This window comes from Stenotrophomonas chelatiphaga (genome assembly GCF_032054965.1).
GTDB lineage: Bacteria > Pseudomonadota > Gammaproteobacteria > Xanthomonadales > Xanthomonadaceae > Stenotrophomonas > Stenotrophomonas chelatiphaga.
The window spans coordinates 240852-259021 of record NZ_DAMBRS010000002.1 but is presented as its reverse complement, the minus strand read 5'-3'; the positions used below and the strand labels follow the sequence as shown (position 1 = coordinate 259021).

General features: G+C 67.4%; 21 protein-coding genes. 15 read left to right on the top strand and 6 right to left on the bottom strand.

Annotation, left to right across the window (positions count from 1 at the left end):
• Positions 1-78 precede the first annotated feature (78 nt).
• The 3 genes from tesB to RTX79_RS05700 all read left to right on the top strand — a co-directional run bounded on the left by tesB (position 79) and on the right by RTX79_RS05700 (position 2958).
• The gene (tesB, locus tag RTX79_RS05710; RefSeq protein ID WP_123700422.1) at positions 79-987 is read left to right on the top strand and encodes an acyl-CoA thioesterase II; all 909 of its coding nucleotides are present in this window, start codon (positions 79-81) and stop codon (positions 985-987) included.
• 10 nt (positions 988-997) lie between these two features.
• Positions 998-1507, top strand: coding sequence for a pathogenicity-like protein (locus tag RTX79_RS05705; RefSeq protein WP_123700423.1), 510 nt, complete (start codon positions 998-1000; stop codon positions 1505-1507).
• 224 nt (positions 1508-1731) lie between these two features.
• Complete coding sequence (locus tag RTX79_RS05700; protein WP_312682566.1) at positions 1732-2958, top strand: RNA polymerase sigma factor; 1227 nt, start codon at positions 1732-1734, stop codon at positions 2956-2958.
• A gap of 150 nt (positions 2959-3108) precedes the next feature.
• Here the strand turns inward: RTX79_RS05700 and RTX79_RS05695 are convergent, their stop codons facing one another.
• Positions 3109-3678, bottom strand: coding sequence for an EF-hand domain-containing protein (locus RTX79_RS05695; protein WP_312682565.1), 570 nt, complete (start codon positions 3676-3678; stop codon positions 3109-3111).
• A 152-nt stretch (positions 3679-3830) separates the two neighbouring features.
• Between RTX79_RS05695 and RTX79_RS05690 the strand changes: the two genes are divergently transcribed.
• Positions 3831-4586 (top strand): arginyltransferase, encoded by a 756-nt coding sequence (locus RTX79_RS05690; protein ID WP_057508861.1) that lies wholly within the window; start codon positions 3831-3833, stop codon positions 4584-4586.
• A gap of 38 nt (positions 4587-4624) precedes the next feature.
• Positions 4625-5842, top strand: coding sequence for an endonuclease/exonuclease/phosphatase family protein (locus RTX79_RS05685; protein ID WP_309684146.1), 1218 nt, complete (start codon positions 4625-4627; stop codon positions 5840-5842).
• A 1-nt stretch (position 5843) separates the two neighbouring features.
• Here the strand turns inward: RTX79_RS05685 and purT are convergent, their stop codons facing one another.
• Entirely contained in the window at positions 5844-7031 is a 1188-nt protein-coding gene (purT, locus tag RTX79_RS05680) for a formate-dependent phosphoribosylglycinamide formyltransferase (protein ID WP_312682564.1), read from the bottom strand.
• 132 nt (positions 7032-7163) lie between these two features.
• Between purT and RTX79_RS05675 the strand changes: the two genes are divergently transcribed.
• The 5 genes from RTX79_RS05675 to RTX79_RS05655 all read left to right on the top strand — a co-directional run bounded on the left by RTX79_RS05675 (position 7164) and on the right by RTX79_RS05655 (position 10993).
• Entirely contained in the window at positions 7164-8042 is an 879-nt protein-coding gene (locus RTX79_RS05675) for an SPFH domain-containing protein (protein ID WP_312682563.1), read from the top strand.
• A gap of 61 nt (positions 8043-8103) precedes the next feature.
• Positions 8104-8283, top strand: a complete 180-nt coding sequence (locus tag RTX79_RS05670) for a hypothetical protein (RefSeq protein WP_057508857.1) — start codon at positions 8104-8106, stop codon at positions 8281-8283.
• Positions 8280-9584 (top strand): alpha/beta hydrolase family protein, encoded by a 1305-nt coding sequence (locus RTX79_RS05665; protein ID WP_312682561.1) that lies wholly within the window; start codon positions 8280-8282, stop codon positions 9582-9584. Before RTX79_RS05670 ends, RTX79_RS05665 begins: the two co-directional genes overlap by 4 nt.
• Positions 9581-10180 carry a hypothetical protein gene (locus RTX79_RS05660; RefSeq protein ID WP_057508856.1) on the top strand — a complete coding sequence of 200 codons (600 nt, stop codon included), beginning with the start codon at positions 9581-9583 and terminating at the stop codon, positions 10178-10180. Before RTX79_RS05665 ends, RTX79_RS05660 begins: the two co-directional genes overlap by 4 nt.
• A gap of 9 nt (positions 10181-10189) precedes the next feature.
• On the top strand, positions 10190-10993 hold the full coding sequence (locus RTX79_RS05655) for a M15 family metallopeptidase (RefSeq protein WP_312682559.1): 804 nt from the start codon (positions 10190-10192) through the stop codon (positions 10991-10993).
• A gap of 44 nt (positions 10994-11037) precedes the next feature.
• Here the strand turns inward: RTX79_RS05655 and RTX79_RS05650 are convergent, their stop codons facing one another.
• From RTX79_RS05650 to RTX79_RS05635, 4 genes are all read right to left on the bottom strand, one after another.
• The gene (locus tag RTX79_RS05650; RefSeq protein ID WP_312682557.1) at positions 11038-11409 is read right to left on the bottom strand and encodes a DUF423 domain-containing protein; all 372 of its coding nucleotides are present in this window, start codon (positions 11407-11409) and stop codon (positions 11038-11040) included.
• Between the two features lie 90 nt (positions 11410-11499).
• Positions 11500-12573 (bottom strand): polyketide cyclase, encoded by a 1074-nt coding sequence (locus RTX79_RS05645; RefSeq protein WP_057508853.1) that lies wholly within the window; start codon positions 12571-12573, stop codon positions 11500-11502.
• A gap of 228 nt (positions 12574-12801) precedes the next feature.
• Complete coding sequence (locus RTX79_RS05640; RefSeq protein WP_057508852.1) at positions 12802-13443, bottom strand: response regulator; 642 nt, start codon at positions 13441-13443, stop codon at positions 12802-12804.
• On the bottom strand, positions 13443-14633 hold the full coding sequence (locus RTX79_RS05635) for a sensor histidine kinase (RefSeq protein WP_312682556.1): 1191 nt from the start codon (positions 14631-14633) through the stop codon (positions 13443-13445). Before RTX79_RS05635 ends, RTX79_RS05640 begins: the two co-directional genes overlap by 1 nt.
• Positions 14634-14773: 140 nt before the next feature.
• On the opposite strand from RTX79_RS05635, the gene RTX79_RS05630 reads away from it, so the two are divergent.
• Genes RTX79_RS05630 through RTX79_RS05610 form a run of 5 tightly spaced genes read left to right on the top strand, consistent with a single transcriptional unit; the run spans position 14774 to position 17807 of the window.
• Positions 14774-15370, top strand: coding sequence for a GNAT family N-acetyltransferase (locus tag RTX79_RS05630; RefSeq protein ID WP_057508850.1), 597 nt, complete (start codon positions 14774-14776; stop codon positions 15368-15370).
• A gap of 13 nt (positions 15371-15383) precedes the next feature.
• Entirely contained in the window at positions 15384-16163 is a 780-nt protein-coding gene (gene minC, locus RTX79_RS05625; protein WP_057508849.1) for a septum site-determining protein MinC, read from the top strand.
• Positions 16164-16205: 42 nt separating this feature from the next.
• The gene (gene minD / locus RTX79_RS05620; RefSeq protein WP_042615169.1) at positions 16206-17015 is read left to right on the top strand and encodes a septum site-determining protein MinD; all 810 of its coding nucleotides are present in this window, start codon (positions 16206-16208) and stop codon (positions 17013-17015) included.
• Positions 17016-17017: 2 nt separating this feature from the next.
• Positions 17018-17278 carry a cell division topological specificity factor MinE gene (gene minE, locus RTX79_RS05615; RefSeq protein ID WP_042615170.1) on the top strand — a complete coding sequence of 87 codons (261 nt, stop codon included), beginning with the start codon at positions 17018-17020 and terminating at the stop codon, positions 17276-17278.
• 49 nt (positions 17279-17327) lie between these two features.
• Positions 17328-17807, top strand: coding sequence for a hypothetical protein (locus tag RTX79_RS05610; RefSeq protein WP_312682549.1), 480 nt, complete (start codon positions 17328-17330; stop codon positions 17805-17807).
• The last annotated feature ends 363 nt before the right edge of the window (positions 17808-18170 follow it).

The window sequence follows — 18170 nt, the reverse complement described above, 5'->3', positions numbered from 1 at the left end:
CGCGGGCAGCGCCGGCCGGGGGCTGCTGCACGGCCGCCCGGCTATAATCACGGCCTGTTCCGACACCGGCTGTCCCCCTTGAACGACACGCACGAACCCGTCGTCTCCGAGTTGATCGACCTGCTCACCCTGGAGCGGCTGGAAGACAACCTGTTCCGTGGCCAGAGCCGCGACATCGGCACCAAGTACGTGTTCGGCGGGCAGGTGCTCGGCCAGGCGCTGGCCGCTGCCCAGGCCACGGTGGACAACGGGCGCCACGTGCATTCGCTGCACGCGTATTTCCTGCGTGCGGGCAACATCGACCACCCGATCGTGTACGACGTGGACCGCACCCGCGATGGCGGCAGCTTCTCGGTACGCCGGGTGACTGCGATCCAGCACGGCAAGGTGATCTTCTTCTGCGCGGCCTCTTTCCAGCAGGAAGAAAGCGGTGCCGAGCACCAGCACAAGATGCCCGAAGTGCCGCAGCCGGAAGACCTGGAACCCAACCGTCCGCTGCCGCAGGACGTGCTGGACCGGTTGCCGATCAAGGTGCAGCGCTGGCTGTCGCGGGGTGGCCCGTTCGAATTCCGCCACGTCTACCCGCGCGATGAGCTCAACCCGCCCAAGCGCCCGCCCTACCACCAGGTCTGGTTCCGCCTGACCGAACCGGTTGGCGATGCACCGGAACTGCACCAGGCGCTGTTGGCCTACGCCTCGGATTTCCATCTGCTGGGCACGGCGACCTTCCCGCACGGCATCAGTTACTACCAGCCGCACGTGCAGATGGCATCGCTGGACCACGCCATCTGGTTCCACCGCCCGTTCCGCGCCGACGACTGGCTGCTGTATTCGCTGGACAGCCCGAGCGCACAGGATTCGCGCGGGCTGGCGCGCGGGCAGTTCTTCGACCGCCACGGTCGCCTGGTGGCGAGCACCGCGCAGGAAGGCCTGATCCGCGTGGTACCTGACAGCGCTGCCGCCGCTGCCGTGCCGGCCAAGGACTGAGGAACGCGCCATGAGACAGATTTTCAGCAGCCAGCGCGTGGAAACCGTGGAGGGCGTGGCCGAACTGCTGCGCAGCCACGACATCGAAGTGCGCGTGACCGATGGGCGCACGTACCACAGCAAACGCCGCGGCCAGTTCAGCTATCTCGACCAGAGCAAGAACATCCGCCACCCCACGGTATGGGTGGTGCGTGCGGACGACCAGCCGCGCGCGCGCGAGATCCTGCGCGACGCGCGCCTGCTCGACACCACCCGCCGTGACCACCCGACCGCCGAGTTCGCCTTCCGCGAAACCGAAGCGCCGTCGAGCGGACGCGGCTGGGCCTGGCGCATCCGCATCGCCCTGTTGGTGGTGATCGCCGGCGTGGCCTTGTTCATCGCCATGGGCCATCGCGGCGCACAGCAGCCGGCCGCCCCGGCGCCCGCCCCTGCCCCGCAGCAGCAGCCCGCCGCGCCGGCCGCCCCGGCCGAGGAAGAAGAAGTCCGGGTGCGCATCCAGCCGTCCACGCCGCAACCCTGAGGCGGTAGTGACGGCCGCTGGCGGCGGTCCCATGCCCGGTAGTGACGGCCGCTGGCCGTCATGCTCCACCAGCTGACGGCCAGCGGCCGTCACTACCCTCGATCGCATTCCGGGCTGACGGCCAGCGGCCGTCACTACCGTCGATCGCATTCCGGCGTGGCGACCGCGGTCACATCCTGCGCGGTGCTCCGTCTTGGGACACAATCCCCGCAGGAGCGCCGCCCATGACCGCAGTAGCCGCAAGCATCGATGACACCCTGCACCGCGAGCTGCCTGCCGCGGCCGATGGCTGCCAGCATGCCTACGGGCGCATCGTGCTGGCCTGCCAGAACACGGTGACCGCCATCGCGCTGGCCATCACCCGCGACCGCCACGCCAGCGAAGACATCGCCCAGGAAGCGTTCGTGCGCGGCTGGCAGCAGCTTCGCCAGCTGCGCAATCCGTCCAGCTTCATGCCATGGCTGCGCCAGATCACCCGCAACCTGGCCCGTGACTGGCTGCGCAGCCAGCGCGGCCGACCGCTGTCGGGCGAAGCAGCGGAGCTGGCGATCAGCATGGCCGCCGATCCCGCCCCCGGCGCGGCCGACCGCCTGCTGCGCATCGAAGAAGAAGTCGCCGCCGAGGACATCATTTCCTCGCTGCCGGAAGAAAGCCGCGAAGTGCTGTTGCTGTATTACCGCGAAGGCCAGCGCTCGCAACACGTCGCCAGCCTGCTCGGGCTCAGCGACGCCGCCGTGCGCAAGCGCCTGTCGCGTGCCCGCGGCATGGTGCGCGAGGGACTGCTGCAGCGCTTCGGTGAGTTCGCGCGCAGCAGCGCGCCCAGCGCCGCGTTCGCCACCACGGTGGTGTCGATGCTGATGGTGGCCGCGCCGGGCACCGCCAGCGCAGCCATCGTCGCGCTGGGTACCGGCGTAGGCGTGGGCGGCAGCAAGCTTGGCCTGGGCGGTGCCAGTGCATCGGCCGGTACCGCGCTCGGTTCGTTGACCGCGGCGGCCGGGCAGTTTCCAGTTTTCAGCGATCACCTCAGCGTAGGCGCGATGATCGGCGCAGCGGTCGGCGGCACCGCCTTCAGCTATCTGGGCGGTCGCTACCTGATGTCGTTCGCCGAATCGCCGCAGGAACGCGCGCAGATCCGGCGCTTCGTGCACCTCAACACCTTCACCGCGATGGTGGTCTGCGTGACGGTACTGGTGTTGTCACTGCTGGCCCTGCCGGTATGGGTGGACCTGTCCGCGCTGGTCGCGGGCCTGTCGCTGGTCTGCTGGCAATGCCTGGTGCCGCTGCGGCGGATCATGCAGCCATTGATCGACCGCGATGCCGAACGGCGGGGACTGCAGGGCCAGAAGAACTGGACCTACGAAGCGCTGTACGGCAAGCACGGCATGATCGGCGCAGGCATCGGCGCATTGATCGTGGTCGGCGCATTGCTGTGGAGAAACGGCGCGCTGTAAGCCAAAGCGGTGACGACCACAGGCCGTCACCGCACTTCACCCCGGTAGTGACGGCCGCTGGCCGTCAACTTTCCATGGGCCGCTGGCCGTCAATTTTCCATGGGCCGCTGGCCGTCAATTTTCCAAACGCCGCTGGCCGTCAGCCACGCCTCAGCGTGCCGCTGGACGCGCCGGACCCTTCGGCCCATGGCCCTCGTGGCGCGGGCCACGCATCGGGCCCTTGGCCGCATCGAACTCGGCCTTGCTCAGCTGGCCGTCCTTGTTGGTGTCAGCCGCGGTGAACCAGGCATCACGATGCTGCTTCATCCGCAGCTCGCGATCCGCCCTGTCCAGGACGCCATCCTTGTTGATGTCCATCTGGTCGAAGCGCCCGGCCAGGCGCGGATCAGCGGCCGCCTCCTGGCGGCTGATGCGGCCGTCCTTGTTGGTATCCAGACGGGCCAGCTGCTCGGCATGGCCACGCCCCGGGCCGCGATGCCCGTGCTTGCCGCGCGGCCGCTCTTCGCGCGACAGCTTGCCGTCCTTGTTGGTGTCCAGCTGGTCGAAACGTTCGGCCAGGCGCGGCGCAGCAGCAGCTTCGCTGCGATCGATGAAACCGTCGTTGTTGGTGTCCAGCTTGACCGGGCGCTGCGGCGCCGGCGGCGCATCGGCGGCCAGGGCGATACCGGTGGCGGAGGTGCTCAGCAGCAGGGCCAGCAGCAGGGGGGTACGCAGGGTCATGGGGTCACTCCAGTAGAAGGGGACGGGGTGTTTTTCAATCACCCTCGGAGGACAACAACGCCTGGACGCAGCCGCGGTTGACGTCGGCCCTGGACGCGTTCATTTGGCAGACAGTCGCGGCCACTGCGACAGCCGGACGGTATGCTGTGGGCATGGCGATACACGGCGACCGAGACGACGAACTGAGGCTGTTCCAGACCGGCGAGCACCCCTGCGGCTACTGGCCGGAGCGGACCGCGCGCGACCTGGTGCTGGACCCGCATGACCGGCGCCTGGGCGGCCTGTACCCGATGGCGCTCAGCTGGGGCTTCCGCCGCAGCGGCGACCTGGTCTATCGCCCGCACTGCGCCCAGTGCCATGCCTGCGTGGCGGTGCGCATTCCCGTACAGCGCTTCGCCCCGGACCGCAGCCAGCGCCGCTGCGTAGCGCGCAATGCCGACCTGGAAGTGCGCATCACCGCTGCCGCCCCGCGCGAGGAACTGTTCGCGCTGTACCACCGTTACCTGGCCCATCGGCATGCCAACGGCGGCATGGATACCCACGGCCCACACGAATTCGAACAGTTCCTGATCGGCAGCTGGTCGCGTACGCGCTTCCTGGAAATCCGCCTGCCACCGCCGCAGGGCGGGCCGGGGGAACTGATCGGCGTGGCCGTCACCGACGTCACCGATCAGGGCCTGTCGGCGGTCTACACCTTCTTCGACCCGGACCACGCGCAGCGCGGGCTGGGCACCTTCGCCATCCTGCAGCAGGTGGCCTGGGCACAACGCGAATCGCTGCCCCACCTGTACCTGGGGTACTGGATCCGCGACCACATGAAGATGGATTACAAGCGCCGGTTCCGCCCATTGGAAGCCTACGACGGCCGGCGCTGGAACGAATTCGATGGCGAACTGGCCGGACGCTGACAAGCCGCTGACACAGGCGCCGGTGCACAATACCGCCCATGAAAATTCCTGCCTTCAGCCTCCCCGCCCTGACCGTCGCCGTGGCCCTGCTGTGCAGCGCCTGCGCCCAGACCCCCGAGCGTGCCGCCGCGATGCCTGATGCCTCCACTCCGTTGCGCCTGGCCACCTACAACACCTCGCTGTACTCCGACCAGACCGGCGGGCTGATCGCCGAACTGGAAGGCGACAGTGCGCACGCGCGCAAGATCGCCGCGGTGCTGCAGCAGGTGCGCCCGGACCTAGTGCTGCTCAACGAATTCGACTACGACGATGCGCACCGCGCCGCCGATCTGTTCCAGCAGCGTTACCTGGCCGTGGCCCAGCCCGGTGGCGGTGAGCCGCTGAACTTTGCTTACCGCTATCTGGCCCCGGTCAACACCGGCGTGCAGAGCGGGCTGGACCTGGACAACAACGGCGAAGTGGGCGGCGAAGGCCGTGCCCGTGGCAACGACGCGTGGGGCTACGGCCTGCACCCGGGCCAGTACGGCATGCTGGTGCTGTCGCGCTATCCGATCGACGAAGCCAAGGTGCGCAGCTTCCAGCTGCTGAAGTGGAACACCCTGCCCGGCGCGATCCGCCCGGTCGACCCGCGCACCGGCAAGAGCTTCTATTCCGATGCGGTGTGGTCGCAGTTGCGGCTGTCGTCCAAATCGCACTGGGACGTGCCGGTGCGCACGCCGTCCGGCGTCGTGCACGCGCTGGTCTCCCACCCTACCCCGCCGGTGTTCGATGGCCCGGAGAAGCGCAACGCCGCGCGCAACCATGACGAGCTGAAGCTGTGGCAGGAATACCTGTCCGCTGGTGACAAGCCGTGGCTGTGCGACGACCAGCAGCGCTGTGGCGGGCTGGCGCAGGACGCGCGCTTCGTGATCCTGGGCGACCTCAACAATGACCCGGTGGACGGCGATGGCCGCCACGAAGGCATCCTGGAACTGATCGAGCATCCGCGCGTTCTGCGCCATGCCACGCCGTCCAGCATCGGCGGCGAGCAGACCAGCCTGGCCTACGCCGCCAAGGGCATCGCGCGTCGCGGCGCCCCGCAGCACGCCACCGGCGATTTCGGCCCGAAGTCCGGCACGATGCGGCTGGACTACGTGCTGCCCTCGGTGGGCTTCGCCTATGTCGGTGGCGGCGTGTTCTGGCCAGCCGAAGGCACCGACGAAGCGAAGATCGCCGACGGCAGCGACCACCACCTCGTCTGGGCCGACGTAAAGTAAGTCAGGGCTTCAGGGTGACGCCGATGGCGGCGGCGGCCTCGCGGGCGATCGCGCGGGCCGCGTCGGTGCTGTCGGCGCGCGCCAAGGTCACCCCGACGCGGCGGTGGCCGTGCACGCTCGGCTTGCCGAACAGGCGCACCGCGGTGTCCGGCACCTGCAGCGCGGCGGCGACATCGGTGAAGTACGGCACGCCTTCGCCATGGGCGAGCAGCGCGCAGGATGCGCTCGGTCCGCCCTGGCGGATCACCGGGATCGGCAGGCCGAGGATCGCGCGCGCGTGCAGGGCGAACTCGCTCAGTTCCTGCGAAACCAGGGTGACCAGGCCGGTGTCATGCGGGCGCGGCGACACTTCGCTGAACCACACCTCGTCGCCCTTCACGAACAGCTCCACGCCGAACAGTCCCCAGCCGCCGAGGTCATCGGTGATCGCCCGGGAGATCTCCTCGGCGCGCGCCAGCGCGGCGGCGGACATGGCCTGTGGCTGCCAGCTTTCGCGGTAGTCGCCGTCCTTCTGCAGGTGGCCGATCGGCGCGCAGAACGAGGTACCGCCGGCATGCCGCACGGTCAGCAGGGTGATTTCGTAATCGAAATCGATGAAGCCCTCGACGATGCAGCGGCCGGCACCGGCGCGGCCGCCGGTCTGCGCATAGGCCCAGGCCGGGGCGATGTCTGCTTCGCTGCGCAGCGTGCTCTGGCCCTTGCCCGAAGAGGACATCACCGGCTTGACCACGCACGGCAGGCCGATCGCCTGCACGGCGGCGGTGTACTCCGCTTCGGTGTCCACGAACCGATACGGCGAGGTCGGCAGGCCCAGCGTTTCCGCCGCCAGCCGGCGGATGCCTTCGCGGTCCATGGTCAGTCGCGCCGCGCGCGCGGTCGGCACCACGCGCAGGCCCTGTTCCTGCTCCAGCTGGACCAGCGTCTCGGTGTGGATCGCCTCGATTTCCGGCACCACCAGGTGCGGCTTTTCCAGCGCGATCAGCTCGCGCAGCGCCATCGCATCCAGCATGTCGATCACATGCGCGCGGTGCGCGACCTGCATCGCCGGGGCATCGGCGTAACGGTCGGCAGCGATCACTTCCACGCCCAGGCGCTGCAGCTCGATGGCCACTTCCTTGCCAAGTTCGCCCGATCCCAGCAGCAGGACGCGGGTGGCGGAGGGGGACAACGGGGTTCCGAATGCGGACATGGCGGCGTTCCAGCGTGCAGGTGTAGGCGGGTGGGCATTCTAGCCGGTCGCCCCCTGCCTGCCGACGGACGGCACTTGCAGGCTGATATCAATTTGATATCTTTCTATCCAGACCCTCAAGGAAGTCCCGTCATGAAAGAGAAGTCGATCCGCTCCCTCAACGGCTTGGCCGTGCTGGCCGCCGTTGTGCTCATCGCCGGCCTTGCCGGCCTGGTGTTCCTGCTCGGCGCCGCGGGCGCGAACGGAATGCGCCCTGCCCCGATGCTGCTGTTGGGCAGCGTTCTGGTGATGCTCCTGGCCCTGCTGTCCTTGGCCGGCCTGTACACCGTGCAGCCCAACCAGGCGGCGGTACTGAGCCTGTTCGGCAAGTACGTCGGCACGGTCAAGGACAACGGCCTGCGCTGGAACAACCCGTTCTTCGCCAAGCGCCGCGTCAGCCAGCGCGTGCGCAATTTCGAAAGCGGCAAGCTGAAGGTCAACGAGCTGGACGGCAGCCCGATCGAGATCGCCGCGGTGATCGTCTGGCAGGTGGTGGATGCGTCCGAGGCGGTCTACAACGTCGACGACTACGAAAGCTTCGTGCATATCCAGTCCGAGTCGGCGCTGCGGGCAATGGCCACCAGCTACCCGTATGACCAGCACGAGGAAGGCCAGCTGGCCCTGCGCAGCCACGCCAGCGAGATTTCGCTGCACCTGAAGAACGAACTGGCCGAGCGCCTGGCCGATGCCGGCGTGCAGATCATCGATGCGCGCATCAGCCACCTGGCCTATGCCGCGGAAATCGCCCAGGCCATGCTGCAGCGCCAGCAGGCCAACGCGGTGATCGCCGCCCGCACGCGCATCGTGGCCGGTGCGGTAGGCATGGTGGAAATGGCGCTGGCCGAACTGCAGAAGAACGGCGTGGTGCAGCTGGACGAAGAGCGCAAGGCGCACATGGTGAGCAACCTGCTGACCGTGCTGTGTTCCGATCGCGGCACGCAGCCGGTGGTCAATGCCGGTTCGTTGTACTGAGCCGTGTTGACGGTGCCCTGCGGGCCATTGGCCGGCATCCATCGTTGAGCCAGGAGTATCCATGAGCGAGAAGAAAGCCTATCCACTGCGCATCAACGCCGATGTCCTGGCGGCGACGCAGCGCTGGGCCGACGACGAGCTGCGCAGCCTCAACGCCCAGATCGAATACATGCTGCGCGATGCATTGCGCAAGGCCGGACGGCTGCCGAAACCCACCCCTTCGCAGGAGAGCAAGGAATGAGCAGGAACCTTGGCAGGCGCGCGCCGCGCATGATGGCCGCCACCACGCTTTCGCTGCTGGCCGGGATCGCCAGCGCCGCCGAACCGGCGCAGGTGGCCACGCAGTTGCTGGACCACCTGCAGGCCGGCCGCGTGCAGGACACCGCCGCCATGCTGACCCCGGCGATGGCCGCTGCCGCCCCGGCTGATCGCCTGCAGGTGCTGTGGAATTCGCTGGGCGAACTGCAGCAGCGGGGGCAGCCGACGGTGAGCGAGCAGCAGGGCATGCATCTGGTGGAAGTGCCGTTGCGCTTCGCCGGTGCGGCGGTCAACGCACAGGTCGCGGTGGATCCGCAGGACCGGATCGCCGGCCTGCTGCTGCGCCCGGCAGCGGCCGAAAAGGCCGCTCCGCCACCGGCCGATGCGACCTATCGCGAGCTGGATTTCAGCGTGCCGCAGGCGCGCGGTGCGCTGCCGGGCACGCTGGCCCTGCCCAGCGGCAAGGGACCGTTCCCGGCCGTGGTGCTGGTGCACGGATCCGGCCCGCAGGATCGCGATGAAACCATCGGCGCGAACCGGCCCTTCCTGGACGTCGCGCGCGGCCTGGCCGCCCATGGCATTGCCGTGCTGCGTTATGACAAGCGCAGCAAGGCGCGGCCGCAGGATTTCCAGCAGCCGTTCGATGTCGACGACGAAACCACCGACGATGCGATCGCTGCGTTGACTGCACTGGCTGCGGACCCGCGCATCGATGGCCAGCGTGTGTTCGTGCTCGGCCACAGCCAGGGCGGCATGCTCGCTCCCCGCATCGCCACGCGCTGGCCGCAGGCACGCGGGGCCATCCTGTGGGCCGCACCCGCGCGCACCCTGCTGGACCTGCTGCCCGAGCAGAACCGTTACCTGTTGAACCTGGATGGCAGCATCAGCGAGGCGGAACAAGCCTTCCTGGACACACTCGATACGCAGATCGCCGCGGCGCGCAGCGCCACGCCGGCCGCCGCCAGCGCGCTGCCGCTGGGCGTGCCGCAGGCGTTCTGGAAGAGCATCGAAGCGGTGGACGCGCGCGCCGACGCCACGGCCCTGCGCAAGCCGCTGCTGATGCTGCACGGCGGCCGCGATTTCCAGGTGCCCGACACCGACTGGACGCTCTGGCAGGCGGCGCTGCAAGGGCGCAGCGATGCGCAGTGGAAACGCTACCCGGCGTTGAACCATCTCGGCATCGCCGGCAGCGGCCCAGGCTCGTTGAAGGAGTACACCCAGCCCGGCCATGTCGATCCGCAGCTGATCGACGATGCCGCACGCTGGATCGAGGCGCAGCGATGAGCGGCGGCAGTGATCCGCGCCGCTTCGCGGTGAGTGATGGCTCGCCACTGCGCCTGCTGTGGATCATCTCGCCGCTGCTGCTGTTCGTCGGGCTGAGCCTGTATCACCTGCGCCAGCCCGCCGAAGCCGGCGCGATGCCGTTCGCGATCACCCTGACCCCGCCCTACTTCACCCTGCACGGCAGCGCGGCGTGGAGCCTGGCCATCGCCGCGCTGCTGACCGTGCTGCTGTGCGGGCTGTTCTTCCGGCGCCGGGTGCAGCTGGATGGCAACGTGCTGAGCGTCCATTCAACGTTCTACCGGAAGCACACCCCGGTGGAGCAGATGGACCTGCCGAACGCGGCCGTGGTCGACCTGAAGCAGGATCGGCGACACGGCCTGCGGCACAAGACCAACGCCTACAGCATGCCGGGCTTCCACTCCGGCCACTATCGCCTGCAGGATGGCGGCAAGGGCTTTGCGCTGGTGACCGATGTGCACCGCGTACTGGTGATTCCGGTGCGCGACGGCCCCACGCTGTTGCTGAGCATGGCCGAACCCCAGTCACTGCTGGATGCCCTGCGCCGCGCCGCCACGCCTGCGCGCCGTCCGCGCTAAGCTGGGCGCATGTCCAGATCCCCGCCCCTGCTGCTCAATACCGATGCCATCGAAGCCTGGCCCGCCGCGCTGCTGCGCGCCCATGGCAACGCCGATGCGCGCCTGCTGGCCCGTGCCCGCTGGGTGCTGCGGCGCAAGCGGGATGGCCGTTATCTGGCCGCCATCTTCGACCACGGCGTGCACTCGCTGATCCCGCACCTGCCGCAGGAACCCGGTGCCGCCGAGGCCCTGGACGCGCTGTCCTGGCTGAATCCGCAGCGCGGCAGCGGGCCGCTGGAACAGCGCCTGCTTTCACCCCACGGCCTGCACGAACGCCTGCAGCAGCTGGGGCTGGATGCCGATGCCTACGCCGCCGACACGGGGCTGGCACTGGAAGCCGAGCCGGTGCTGCTGCATTCCGCCGGGCGCGACCGCTTCGGACGGCCGCTGTGGCTGCGACGCGGGGCTGCACAGGCCTGGCGACGGATGCGCCTGCAGGCGGCACGCGAAGGCATCGCGCTGGACGCGATTTCCGGTTACCGCAGCCACGCTTACCAGCTGGGGATTTTCGAGCGCAAGCTGGCCCGCGGGCAGCGCGTGGCGGAGATCCTGAAGGTCAATGCCGCGCCGGGATTCAGCGAACACCACAGCGGGATGGCGCTGGATATCGGCACGCCGGGGGATCCGCCGGCCGAGGCGTCGTTCGAAGAGACGGCGGCGTTCGCGTGGCTGCAGGACCACGCAGCGGAGCATGGGTTCGGAATGAGTTATCCGCGCGGCAATCCGCACGGGATCGTGCATGAGCCCTGGCATTGGCGCTGGAGCGGGCGCTGAAGGGGCTGACGACCAGCGGTCGTCACTACCGGAAAGGGGGCCGCTCAGCGCTTCAGCGCATCGATGGCCACCAGCACCCAGCCCAGCATCAGCGTGCTGCCGCCGATCGGCGCCAGCCGCGTGGGCCACTGCCATAGCGCGTTGCCGGCCAGGCTGCCGGCGAACAACAGCGTGCCGAGCAGGATCACATACAGCGCCAGCCGGCCGAACGTGGCCGTGGCACGCGGCCCCAACGCCGTCAGCACCGCGCCGTGGGCGAAGGCATACAGCGCGGCCATGTTGAGGTGCTGCTGGGCCAGCGGTTCGCTGACCCCGTGCGAGGCATACGCAGACAGGCCGATGGAGGCCGCCGCCAGCAGCGCACCGAGGCAGGCCAACAATGAAGGCCTGCGCGCACGTCGATCGATCGCAAACATAGCTCCACTCCCTTTGCAGTCGCGCCCAAAAAAAACGCGCCGCAATATGCGGCGCGTCTTTGTTTTCTACGTTACATCAGGCGTCCAGGCTTACTTGACGGCCCAGTAGATGTCATACGTGCCTTCCGGAGTGAAGGACTTCTGCACGCCACCATTCCAGGTTTCGTACGGACGGTCGATCACTTCGTTGCCGCCGGTCACCGACCAGGCGCGCAGTGCGTTGCGGGCAATGTCCAGGCCAGCTACGTGACCGGTGTAGGTCGCATGGGCCGAACGGTGCGGAGCAACACGGACGTACTTCACCGGGGCGCCGCCATCGATCTTGACCGCCAGCTCTTCAGCCGGCACGCCTTCGGTACCCTTCTTCTTCACCGGCTGGGCGACGTCGAAGGCGTACTTCTCGGCACCGAAATCGGTGGTGATGATGCGGAACGGACCGACGGCTTCGAGGTTGTTGGCCTCCATCACGCGCTTGATCCATTCCTGGTTGTCAGCGATGGACTTGGTGATGGTGGCTTCGCCACGATCCACGTTGCCCGCGGTGACCACCAGCAGGTCTTCGGCCGGGACATCGACGATGGCCAGGTCGTTCAGCGGTGCTTCGGCGGTGCGGTAGTCCACGTTCGGCACGGTGGCCAGCATGTTCGCCATGCGCGACAGACCCAGCTTCAGGTCGTCACCGATATGGCGGCTGACGTACAGGCCGGCGTAGCGACCGAACAGGTCGAAGCCGTACTTGACGCTGTATTCCTGGGTGATCTTGACGTTGCGACCATCCTTGCCGGTCGGCTCCAGCAGGAAGGCAGTCGTCTTGTCGTGACCCTTGGTGGCGTCTTCGATGGCGATGGCGACGCGCTTGTTCTGCTCGCTCTCGGTGATCTTCCAGGTGCCGTTGCCCAGGTCCTTGGACGTGTAGTCCAGGGTGGCGCCGACGCCAGCGGCCGGGCCGGAGAACTTCAGGTCGGTAGCGGGATCACGCAGCAGGAGTGGGTTCCAATCCTTGAAGCGACGCAGGCTGTTGACCGTGTCGTACACGATCGTCATCTTGCGGTTGGTCTCGATGCTTTCCGAAATGTGGCGCTCGCCCGGGAGGACCACGCCAATGATGACGAACAGGCCAGCCACGATCCCCAAGGCGATCAGGAACTCGATAATACGGGTCATTCAGAAGTCTCCGGGGCCGATCCCACGGCCGGGTTGATTGAAGCGAAGCGCCAATCCTAGCAGCTTCGTTGGCTTTGTTGATCTGGTTTGGACCACCGGTTTCCGTGTCGACAACCGATTTGTACAGACAAGGGGCCGAAGGGTAGCGCACATGGGCCACCCACCAGTAGGGGGGCGACCGAGCTTACCGGTTCATATTATCGGCAAACCCCCGTCATTCAACGGTTTTCAGACCAATTGCAGCTCGAATGCCTTGAGCACGGCACGGGTCCGGTCGCGCACGCCCAGCTTGGACAGGATATTGGACACATGATTCTTGATCGTGCCCTCGGCCACGCCCAGCGAATTGGCGATTTCCTTGTTGGAGAAACCACTGGCCATCAACCGCAGGATCTCGGTTTCGCGGTCGGTCAGCGGGTCCGGGCGGTCCAGGCTGACGAACTCGTTGCGCATGTGCTCCAGTCCGGACAGCAGGCGCTGGGTCACCGCCGGCTGCACCAGCGATCCGCCTTCGGACACGGTGCGGATGGCCCCCACCAGCTGGTCCAGGGTCACGTCCTTGAGCAGGTAGCCCTTGGCGCCGGCCTTCAGCCCGGCCAGCACCAGCTGGTCGTCGTCGAAGGTGGTCAGGATGATGGTCGGTGGCAGCTGCTCCAGCTTGGACAGCATCTGCAGGGCCTCCAGCCCGGACATCGCGGGCATCCGCATGTCCATCAGCACCACGTCCGGCTTGACCTGCGGAATGATCTCCACGGCCTGGCGCCCATCGGACGCCTCGGCGATGACTTCGATGCCATCGTCCAGCGCCAGCAGTGAGCGGATCCCCTGCCGCACCAGGGTTTGGTCGTCGACCAGGCAGACGCGAATCATCAACGAACTCCTTCAGGTGCGGTGCTCAGCGCCAGCGCTGGTACACCGGGAACCGAGGCACGCAGGCGGAAGCCTTGTCCCCGGTGGGTTTCAATCTGCAGTTCTCCACCACATTGTTGCAGGCGCTCGCGCATTCCGCGCAGGCCGTTGCCCACCATGATGCCATCAGCGCCGTCCCCATCGTCACGCGCCTCCAGGCTGACCCCGCCGGCCTCGCGCCGGACGGTGATCCACAGGTTGCGCGCGCCGGCATGGCGCACCGCGTTGGTGATGATTTCCTGGGTGCAGCGCAGCAGTACGTGGGCCCGCTCGGGGTCTTCCACGTTCAGCGGACTGGGCACGTCCAGGTGGATGTCCAGCGAGGGCACCCGCTGGGTCAGCGGACGCAGCGCCGCGGCCAGGTCGATGGCCCCGCTGTCGCGCAGCTGGCTGACCGCCTCGCGCACGTCGGTGAGCAGCAGCTTGGCCAGGGTATGCGCCTGGTGCACGTGTTCCTGTGCCCGGCCCTCGGTGATGTGGCCGGCCACTTCCAGGTTCAGGCTGAGCGCGGTCAGGTGGTGGCCCAGCAGGTCGTGCAGTTCGCGGGAAATGCGCGTGCGCTCGTTGACCCGCGCACTTTCAGCCAGCAGCACGCGGGTGGCGCGCAGTTCGGTATTGAGCTGGCGCTGCTCCTCGCGGGCATCGGTCTGCTGCCGCGCGACCAGGCTGGTCACGAAGATGAACATGGAGAAGCCGCCGTACAGCAGCGACTGCATGACCGCCTCGAACAGCGGGAACCGCAGCAGCACGTAATAGACCGGGGCAACCGCCAACTGGCTGACCAGCAGCCACAGCACCCCATAGCGGGCCGGCAGCATCCACGGAATGACCCCGGCCGCCACCATCATCAGGATGCTGCCCAGCCCGGACCCGCTGAGGAAGCTCACCCCCAGCGCGGAAATGGTCAGCAGCACCAGCATGCCGCGATCGAGCCAGCTCGCATGGCCGCCGCTGCGCAGGTCGCGGGTCAGCCGGAAGTAGGCGCCGCCGAATACCAGGTAGGCGGCAAACAGCAGCACCGCACCGCCGTTGTCACCGGCCGGCCGACGCAGGTTCTCGATCTGCGAGTAAACCAGGGGAAGACCGACCATGACCCAGGTAAACAGGCCGGCCAGGCGGAGGACACGGGTATGACTGAGGGCTCCCAACATCCCTGCATCTTAGGCTGAACCTGCCCTGCGTCACTCCCACGGAAGTCATGCCCCGGTTTCCCCCGGCAGCGTCCCCCCCATGCAATAATCAGTGGGAAGGGCCCGGCAACGGGCAACACGCACCACCCCACGGAGTCACAATGTCGATTGTCATCCGCGACGTGCGCGAGCATGAGCTCGATTCCGTCCTGGCCTTGAACAACAACGCCGGTCTGGCGATCCTGCCGTTGGACGCGCACCGGCTGCACCTGTTCTATGAAACCGCCGAGTATTTCCGCGTCGCCGAGCGCGACGGCAACCTGGCCGGGTTCCTGATCGGGTTCGGCAGTGAAAGCCAGCACGACAGCAGCAACTTCGCCTGGTTCAAGCAGCAGCTCGCCAGCAGCTTCTTCTATATCGACCGCATCGTGGTGGCCAGCCGCCGCCGTGGCGGTGGCGTGGGCCGTGCGTTCTACGCCGATGCCCAGAGCTACGCCGAACTTCGCTACCCGCAGATGACCTGCGAAGTTTTCCAGGACCATGGCGCCGATGCGGCGCTGCTCTTCCACGGCAGCTTCGGCTTCCGCGAACTGGGCCAGAACACCATGCCGCACGTGGATGTCCGCGCCAGCATGCTGGCCAAGGAACTGTGCAGCTACGCCTGGGTGAGCGATACCTACGGTGGCAAGCTGCCGGACGTGGCGTGGGCACGTGGCCGGCAACGGCCAGCCCCCGCCCTGCAGCCGGCGGGAACTTGAGGTGGCAGTGAACATGGATTACGAACAGGCCGGTGAACTGAAGATCGGCCAGGTGGGCATCGCGAACCTGCGCATCCGCACGATGGATGTGGAGCGCCTGGTGCAGGAAATGAACGAGCGGGTCAACCGCGCGCCCAAGCTGTTCGGACGCGCTGCGGTGATTCTGGATTTCGGCGGGCTGAGCCGCACCCCGGACGTGGCCAGCGCCAAGGCGCTGCTGGACGGGCTGCGTGGCGCCGGCGTGCTGCCGGTGGCGCTGGCCTACGGCACATCCGAGATCGAACTGCTGTCCCAGCAGCTGGGCCTGCCGCTGCTGGCCAAGTTCCGCGCGCAGTACGAACGTGCCGATGCCGAGCCGGCCCCGCCCCGTGCCGCGCCCGCTGCGGCCCCTGCGCGTGAGCCGCGCCGCGCCGCGCCGGCTGCCGCCGCACTGGCCGCCGCACCGGCGCCGGGTGAAGCCCCCAAGCCGGGCCGCATGCAGTTGGCCAACGTGCGTTCGGGCCAGCAGCTGTACGCTGAAAACTGCGACCTCACGGTGATGGGCACGGTCGGCGCTGGCGCCGAAGTGATCGCCGATGGCAGCATCCACATTTACGGCACCCTGCGCGGACGCGCGCTGGCCGGTGCCCAGGGCAATACCGCGGCGCGTATTTTCTGCCGCGATTTCCATGCCGAACTGGTAGCCATTGCCGGCCACTACAAGGTATTGGACGATGTACCGGACAACCTGCGCGGCAAGGCCGTGCAGGTCTGGCTGGAACAGGACCAGATCAAGATCGCTGCGCTGGATTGACTTTGTCGCAGCCCCAACCAGAACAAGAGCAGGAGAAGTCCTTTGGCTGAAATCATCGTAGTCACCTCCGGCAAGGGCGGCGTCGGCAAGACCACCACCAGCGCAAGCCTTGCCTGCGGCCTGGCACGTCGTGGCAAGAAGGTGGCGGTGATCGACTTCGACGTCGGCCTGCGCAACCTCGACCTCATCATGGGCTGCGAGCGCCGCGTGGTGTACGACTTCGTCAACGTCGTGCACGGCGAAGCCACCCTCAAGCAGGCCCTGATCAAGGACAAGCGCTTTGACAACCTGTACGTGCTGGCTGCCTCGCAGACCCGCGACAAGGATGCGCTGACCCAGGAAGGCGTGGGCAAGGTGCTCAAGGATCTGGCCGCCGATGGCTTTGAATATGTCATCTGCGATTCGCCGGCCGGCATTGAAAAGGGCGCGTTCCTGGCCATGTACTTCGCCGACCGCGCCGTGGTGGTGGTGAACCCGGAAGTGTCCTCGGTGCGCGACTCCGACCGCATCATCGGCCTGCTGGACTCCAAGACCCACAAGGCCGAGAACGGCCATGACGTGCCGGCCTTCCTGCTGCTGACCCGCTACACCCCGGTGCGCGTGGAAGCCGGCGAGATGCTGAGCATCACCGACGTGGAAGAAGTGCTGGGCCTGAAGGCCATCGGCGTGATCCCCGAATCCGGTGACGTGCTCAATGCCTCCAACAAGGGCGAGCCGGTCATCCTGGACGGCGAATCACCGGCCGGCCAGGCCTATGACGATGCCGTCGCGCGCATCATGGGCGAAGACCGCCCGATGCGCTTCACCGCCGTGGAGAAGAAGGGCTTCTTCAGCAAGCTGTTCGGAGGGTAAGCATGGGCCTGTTCGATTTCCTGAAAGCCAAGAAGACCACCGCCGAGACAGCGAAGAACCGCCTGCAGATCATCATCGCGCAGGAACGCAGCCACCGCGGCGGTCCCGATTACCTGCCGCTGATGCAGCGCGAGCTGCTGGAAGTGATCCGCAAGTACGTCAACATCGATGTCGATGCGGTCAAGGTCGACCTGGTCAAGGACGGACAGCACGACGTGCTGGATATCTCCGTTGCCTTGCCGGAAGGGCCTGAAAAGCCCTGACTCCCTGCCCTGCCCGCGCCAGCCGCGGGCGGGGCATCTGCTTGATGCCATGAACGAACCCGCTCCCGAACCGTCGGTCACCCGCGTCGGCGACATCGCCTTCGACGATGCCGTGCGCCTGCTGTCCGCGCATGGCCTGCAGCTGCACCACGTGGCGGCCGGCGCGCCGATTCCCGGCAGCTACTGGGGCGAGCCCGAAGCCGGGATCATCGCCAGCGATGTCTACGTCCGCGATGACACCCCGGTGCATTCGATGCTGCACGAAGCCTGCCACCTGATCGTGCTGCCGCCGGAGCGGCGTGCGCTGGTGCATACCGATGCCACCGATTCGGTGCCCGAAGAAGACGCGACCTGTTACCTGCAGATCGTGCTGGCCGGGCAGCTGCCGGGGGTGGGCAGCGCGCAGCTGATGGCGGACATGGATGCATGGGGGTACACCTACCGCCTGGGCTCCACGCGGGCGTGGTTCGAGCACGACGCGGAAGACGCACGGGCGTGGTTGGTCGAACGGGGTTTGTTGGTCGGCTGAGCTGTTTTGAGGGGATCAGTGGGCTGCGAGGGCGCGGGCGAGGCAGGCTGCACGGGACACGCCGCAAGTACGTCCATGTAGGCTACTGTTCGGCTCCTGCCTCACAGTGTCCCGTGCCGTCTGGCCCACCCTCAGCTGCCAGCTCAGCGCGACCGGTGGGGAAGAAGAAGAGCAGAAGCGGTAGCGCCGAAGGTAGCGGCAGGAGCCGCTGCCAACGTCGCTTGCGACGGCCCGTAGGGGGCCGGTCAGGATGACCGGCATAGCCATGCTCGGCGGCTGTTTGTTGACGATCGCGGACGGATTCCGCCGAGCACGGCTCGGCGCTACCTGCTTCTGCCTTTTTCTTTTCCCCTCCCCCGGCGC

Coding starts and splice junctions, on each gene's coding strand:
- RTX79_RS05705 (WP_123700423.1), top strand. CDS start 998: ATGAGACAGATTTTCAGCAGCCAGCGCGTGGAAACCGTGGAGGGCGTG.
- RTX79_RS05700 (WP_312682566.1), top strand. CDS start 1,732: ATGACCGCAGTAGCCGCAAGCATCGATGACACCCTGCACCGCGAGCTG.
- RTX79_RS05695 (WP_312682565.1), bottom strand. CDS start 3,678: ATGACCCTGCGTACCCCCCTGCTGCTGGCCCTGCTGCTGAGCACCTCC.
- RTX79_RS05690 (WP_057508861.1), top strand. CDS start 3,831: ATGGCGATACACGGCGACCGAGACGACGAACTGAGGCTGTTCCAGACC.
- RTX79_RS05685 (WP_309684146.1), top strand. CDS start 4,625: ATGAAAATTCCTGCCTTCAGCCTCCCCGCCCTGACCGTCGCCGTGGCC.
- purT (WP_312682564.1), bottom strand. CDS start 7,031: ATGTCCGCATTCGGAACCCCGTTGTCCCCCTCCGCCACCCGCGTCCTG.
- RTX79_RS05675 (WP_312682563.1), top strand. CDS start 7,164: ATGAAAGAGAAGTCGATCCGCTCCCTCAACGGCTTGGCCGTGCTGGCC.
- RTX79_RS05670 (WP_057508857.1), top strand. CDS start 8,104: ATGAGCGAGAAGAAAGCCTATCCACTGCGCATCAACGCCGATGTCCTG.
- RTX79_RS05665 (WP_312682561.1), top strand. CDS start 8,280: ATGAGCAGGAACCTTGGCAGGCGCGCGCCGCGCATGATGGCCGCCACC.
- RTX79_RS05660 (WP_057508856.1), top strand. CDS start 9,581: ATGAGCGGCGGCAGTGATCCGCGCCGCTTCGCGGTGAGTGATGGCTCG.
- RTX79_RS05655 (WP_312682559.1), top strand. CDS start 10,190: ATGTCCAGATCCCCGCCCCTGCTGCTCAATACCGATGCCATCGAAGCC.
- RTX79_RS05650 (WP_312682557.1), bottom strand. CDS start 11,409: ATGTTTGCGATCGATCGACGTGCGCGCAGGCCTTCATTGTTGGCCTGC.
- RTX79_RS05645 (WP_057508853.1), bottom strand. CDS start 12,573: ATGACCCGTATTATCGAGTTCCTGATCGCCTTGGGGATCGTGGCTGGC.
- RTX79_RS05640 (WP_057508852.1), bottom strand. CDS start 13,443: ATGATTCGCGTCTGCCTGGTCGACGACCAAACCCTGGTGCGGCAGGGG.
- RTX79_RS05635 (WP_312682556.1), bottom strand. CDS start 14,633: ATGTTGGGAGCCCTCAGTCATACCCGTGTCCTCCGCCTGGCCGGCCTG.
- RTX79_RS05630 (WP_057508850.1), top strand. CDS start 14,774: ATGTCGATTGTCATCCGCGACGTGCGCGAGCATGAGCTCGATTCCGTC.
- minC (WP_057508849.1), top strand. CDS start 15,384: ATGGATTACGAACAGGCCGGTGAACTGAAGATCGGCCAGGTGGGCATC.
- minE (WP_042615170.1), top strand. CDS start 17,018: ATGGGCCTGTTCGATTTCCTGAAAGCCAAGAAGACCACCGCCGAGACA.
- RTX79_RS05610 (WP_312682549.1), top strand. CDS start 17,328: ATGAACGAACCCGCTCCCGAACCGTCGGTCACCCGCGTCGGCGACATC.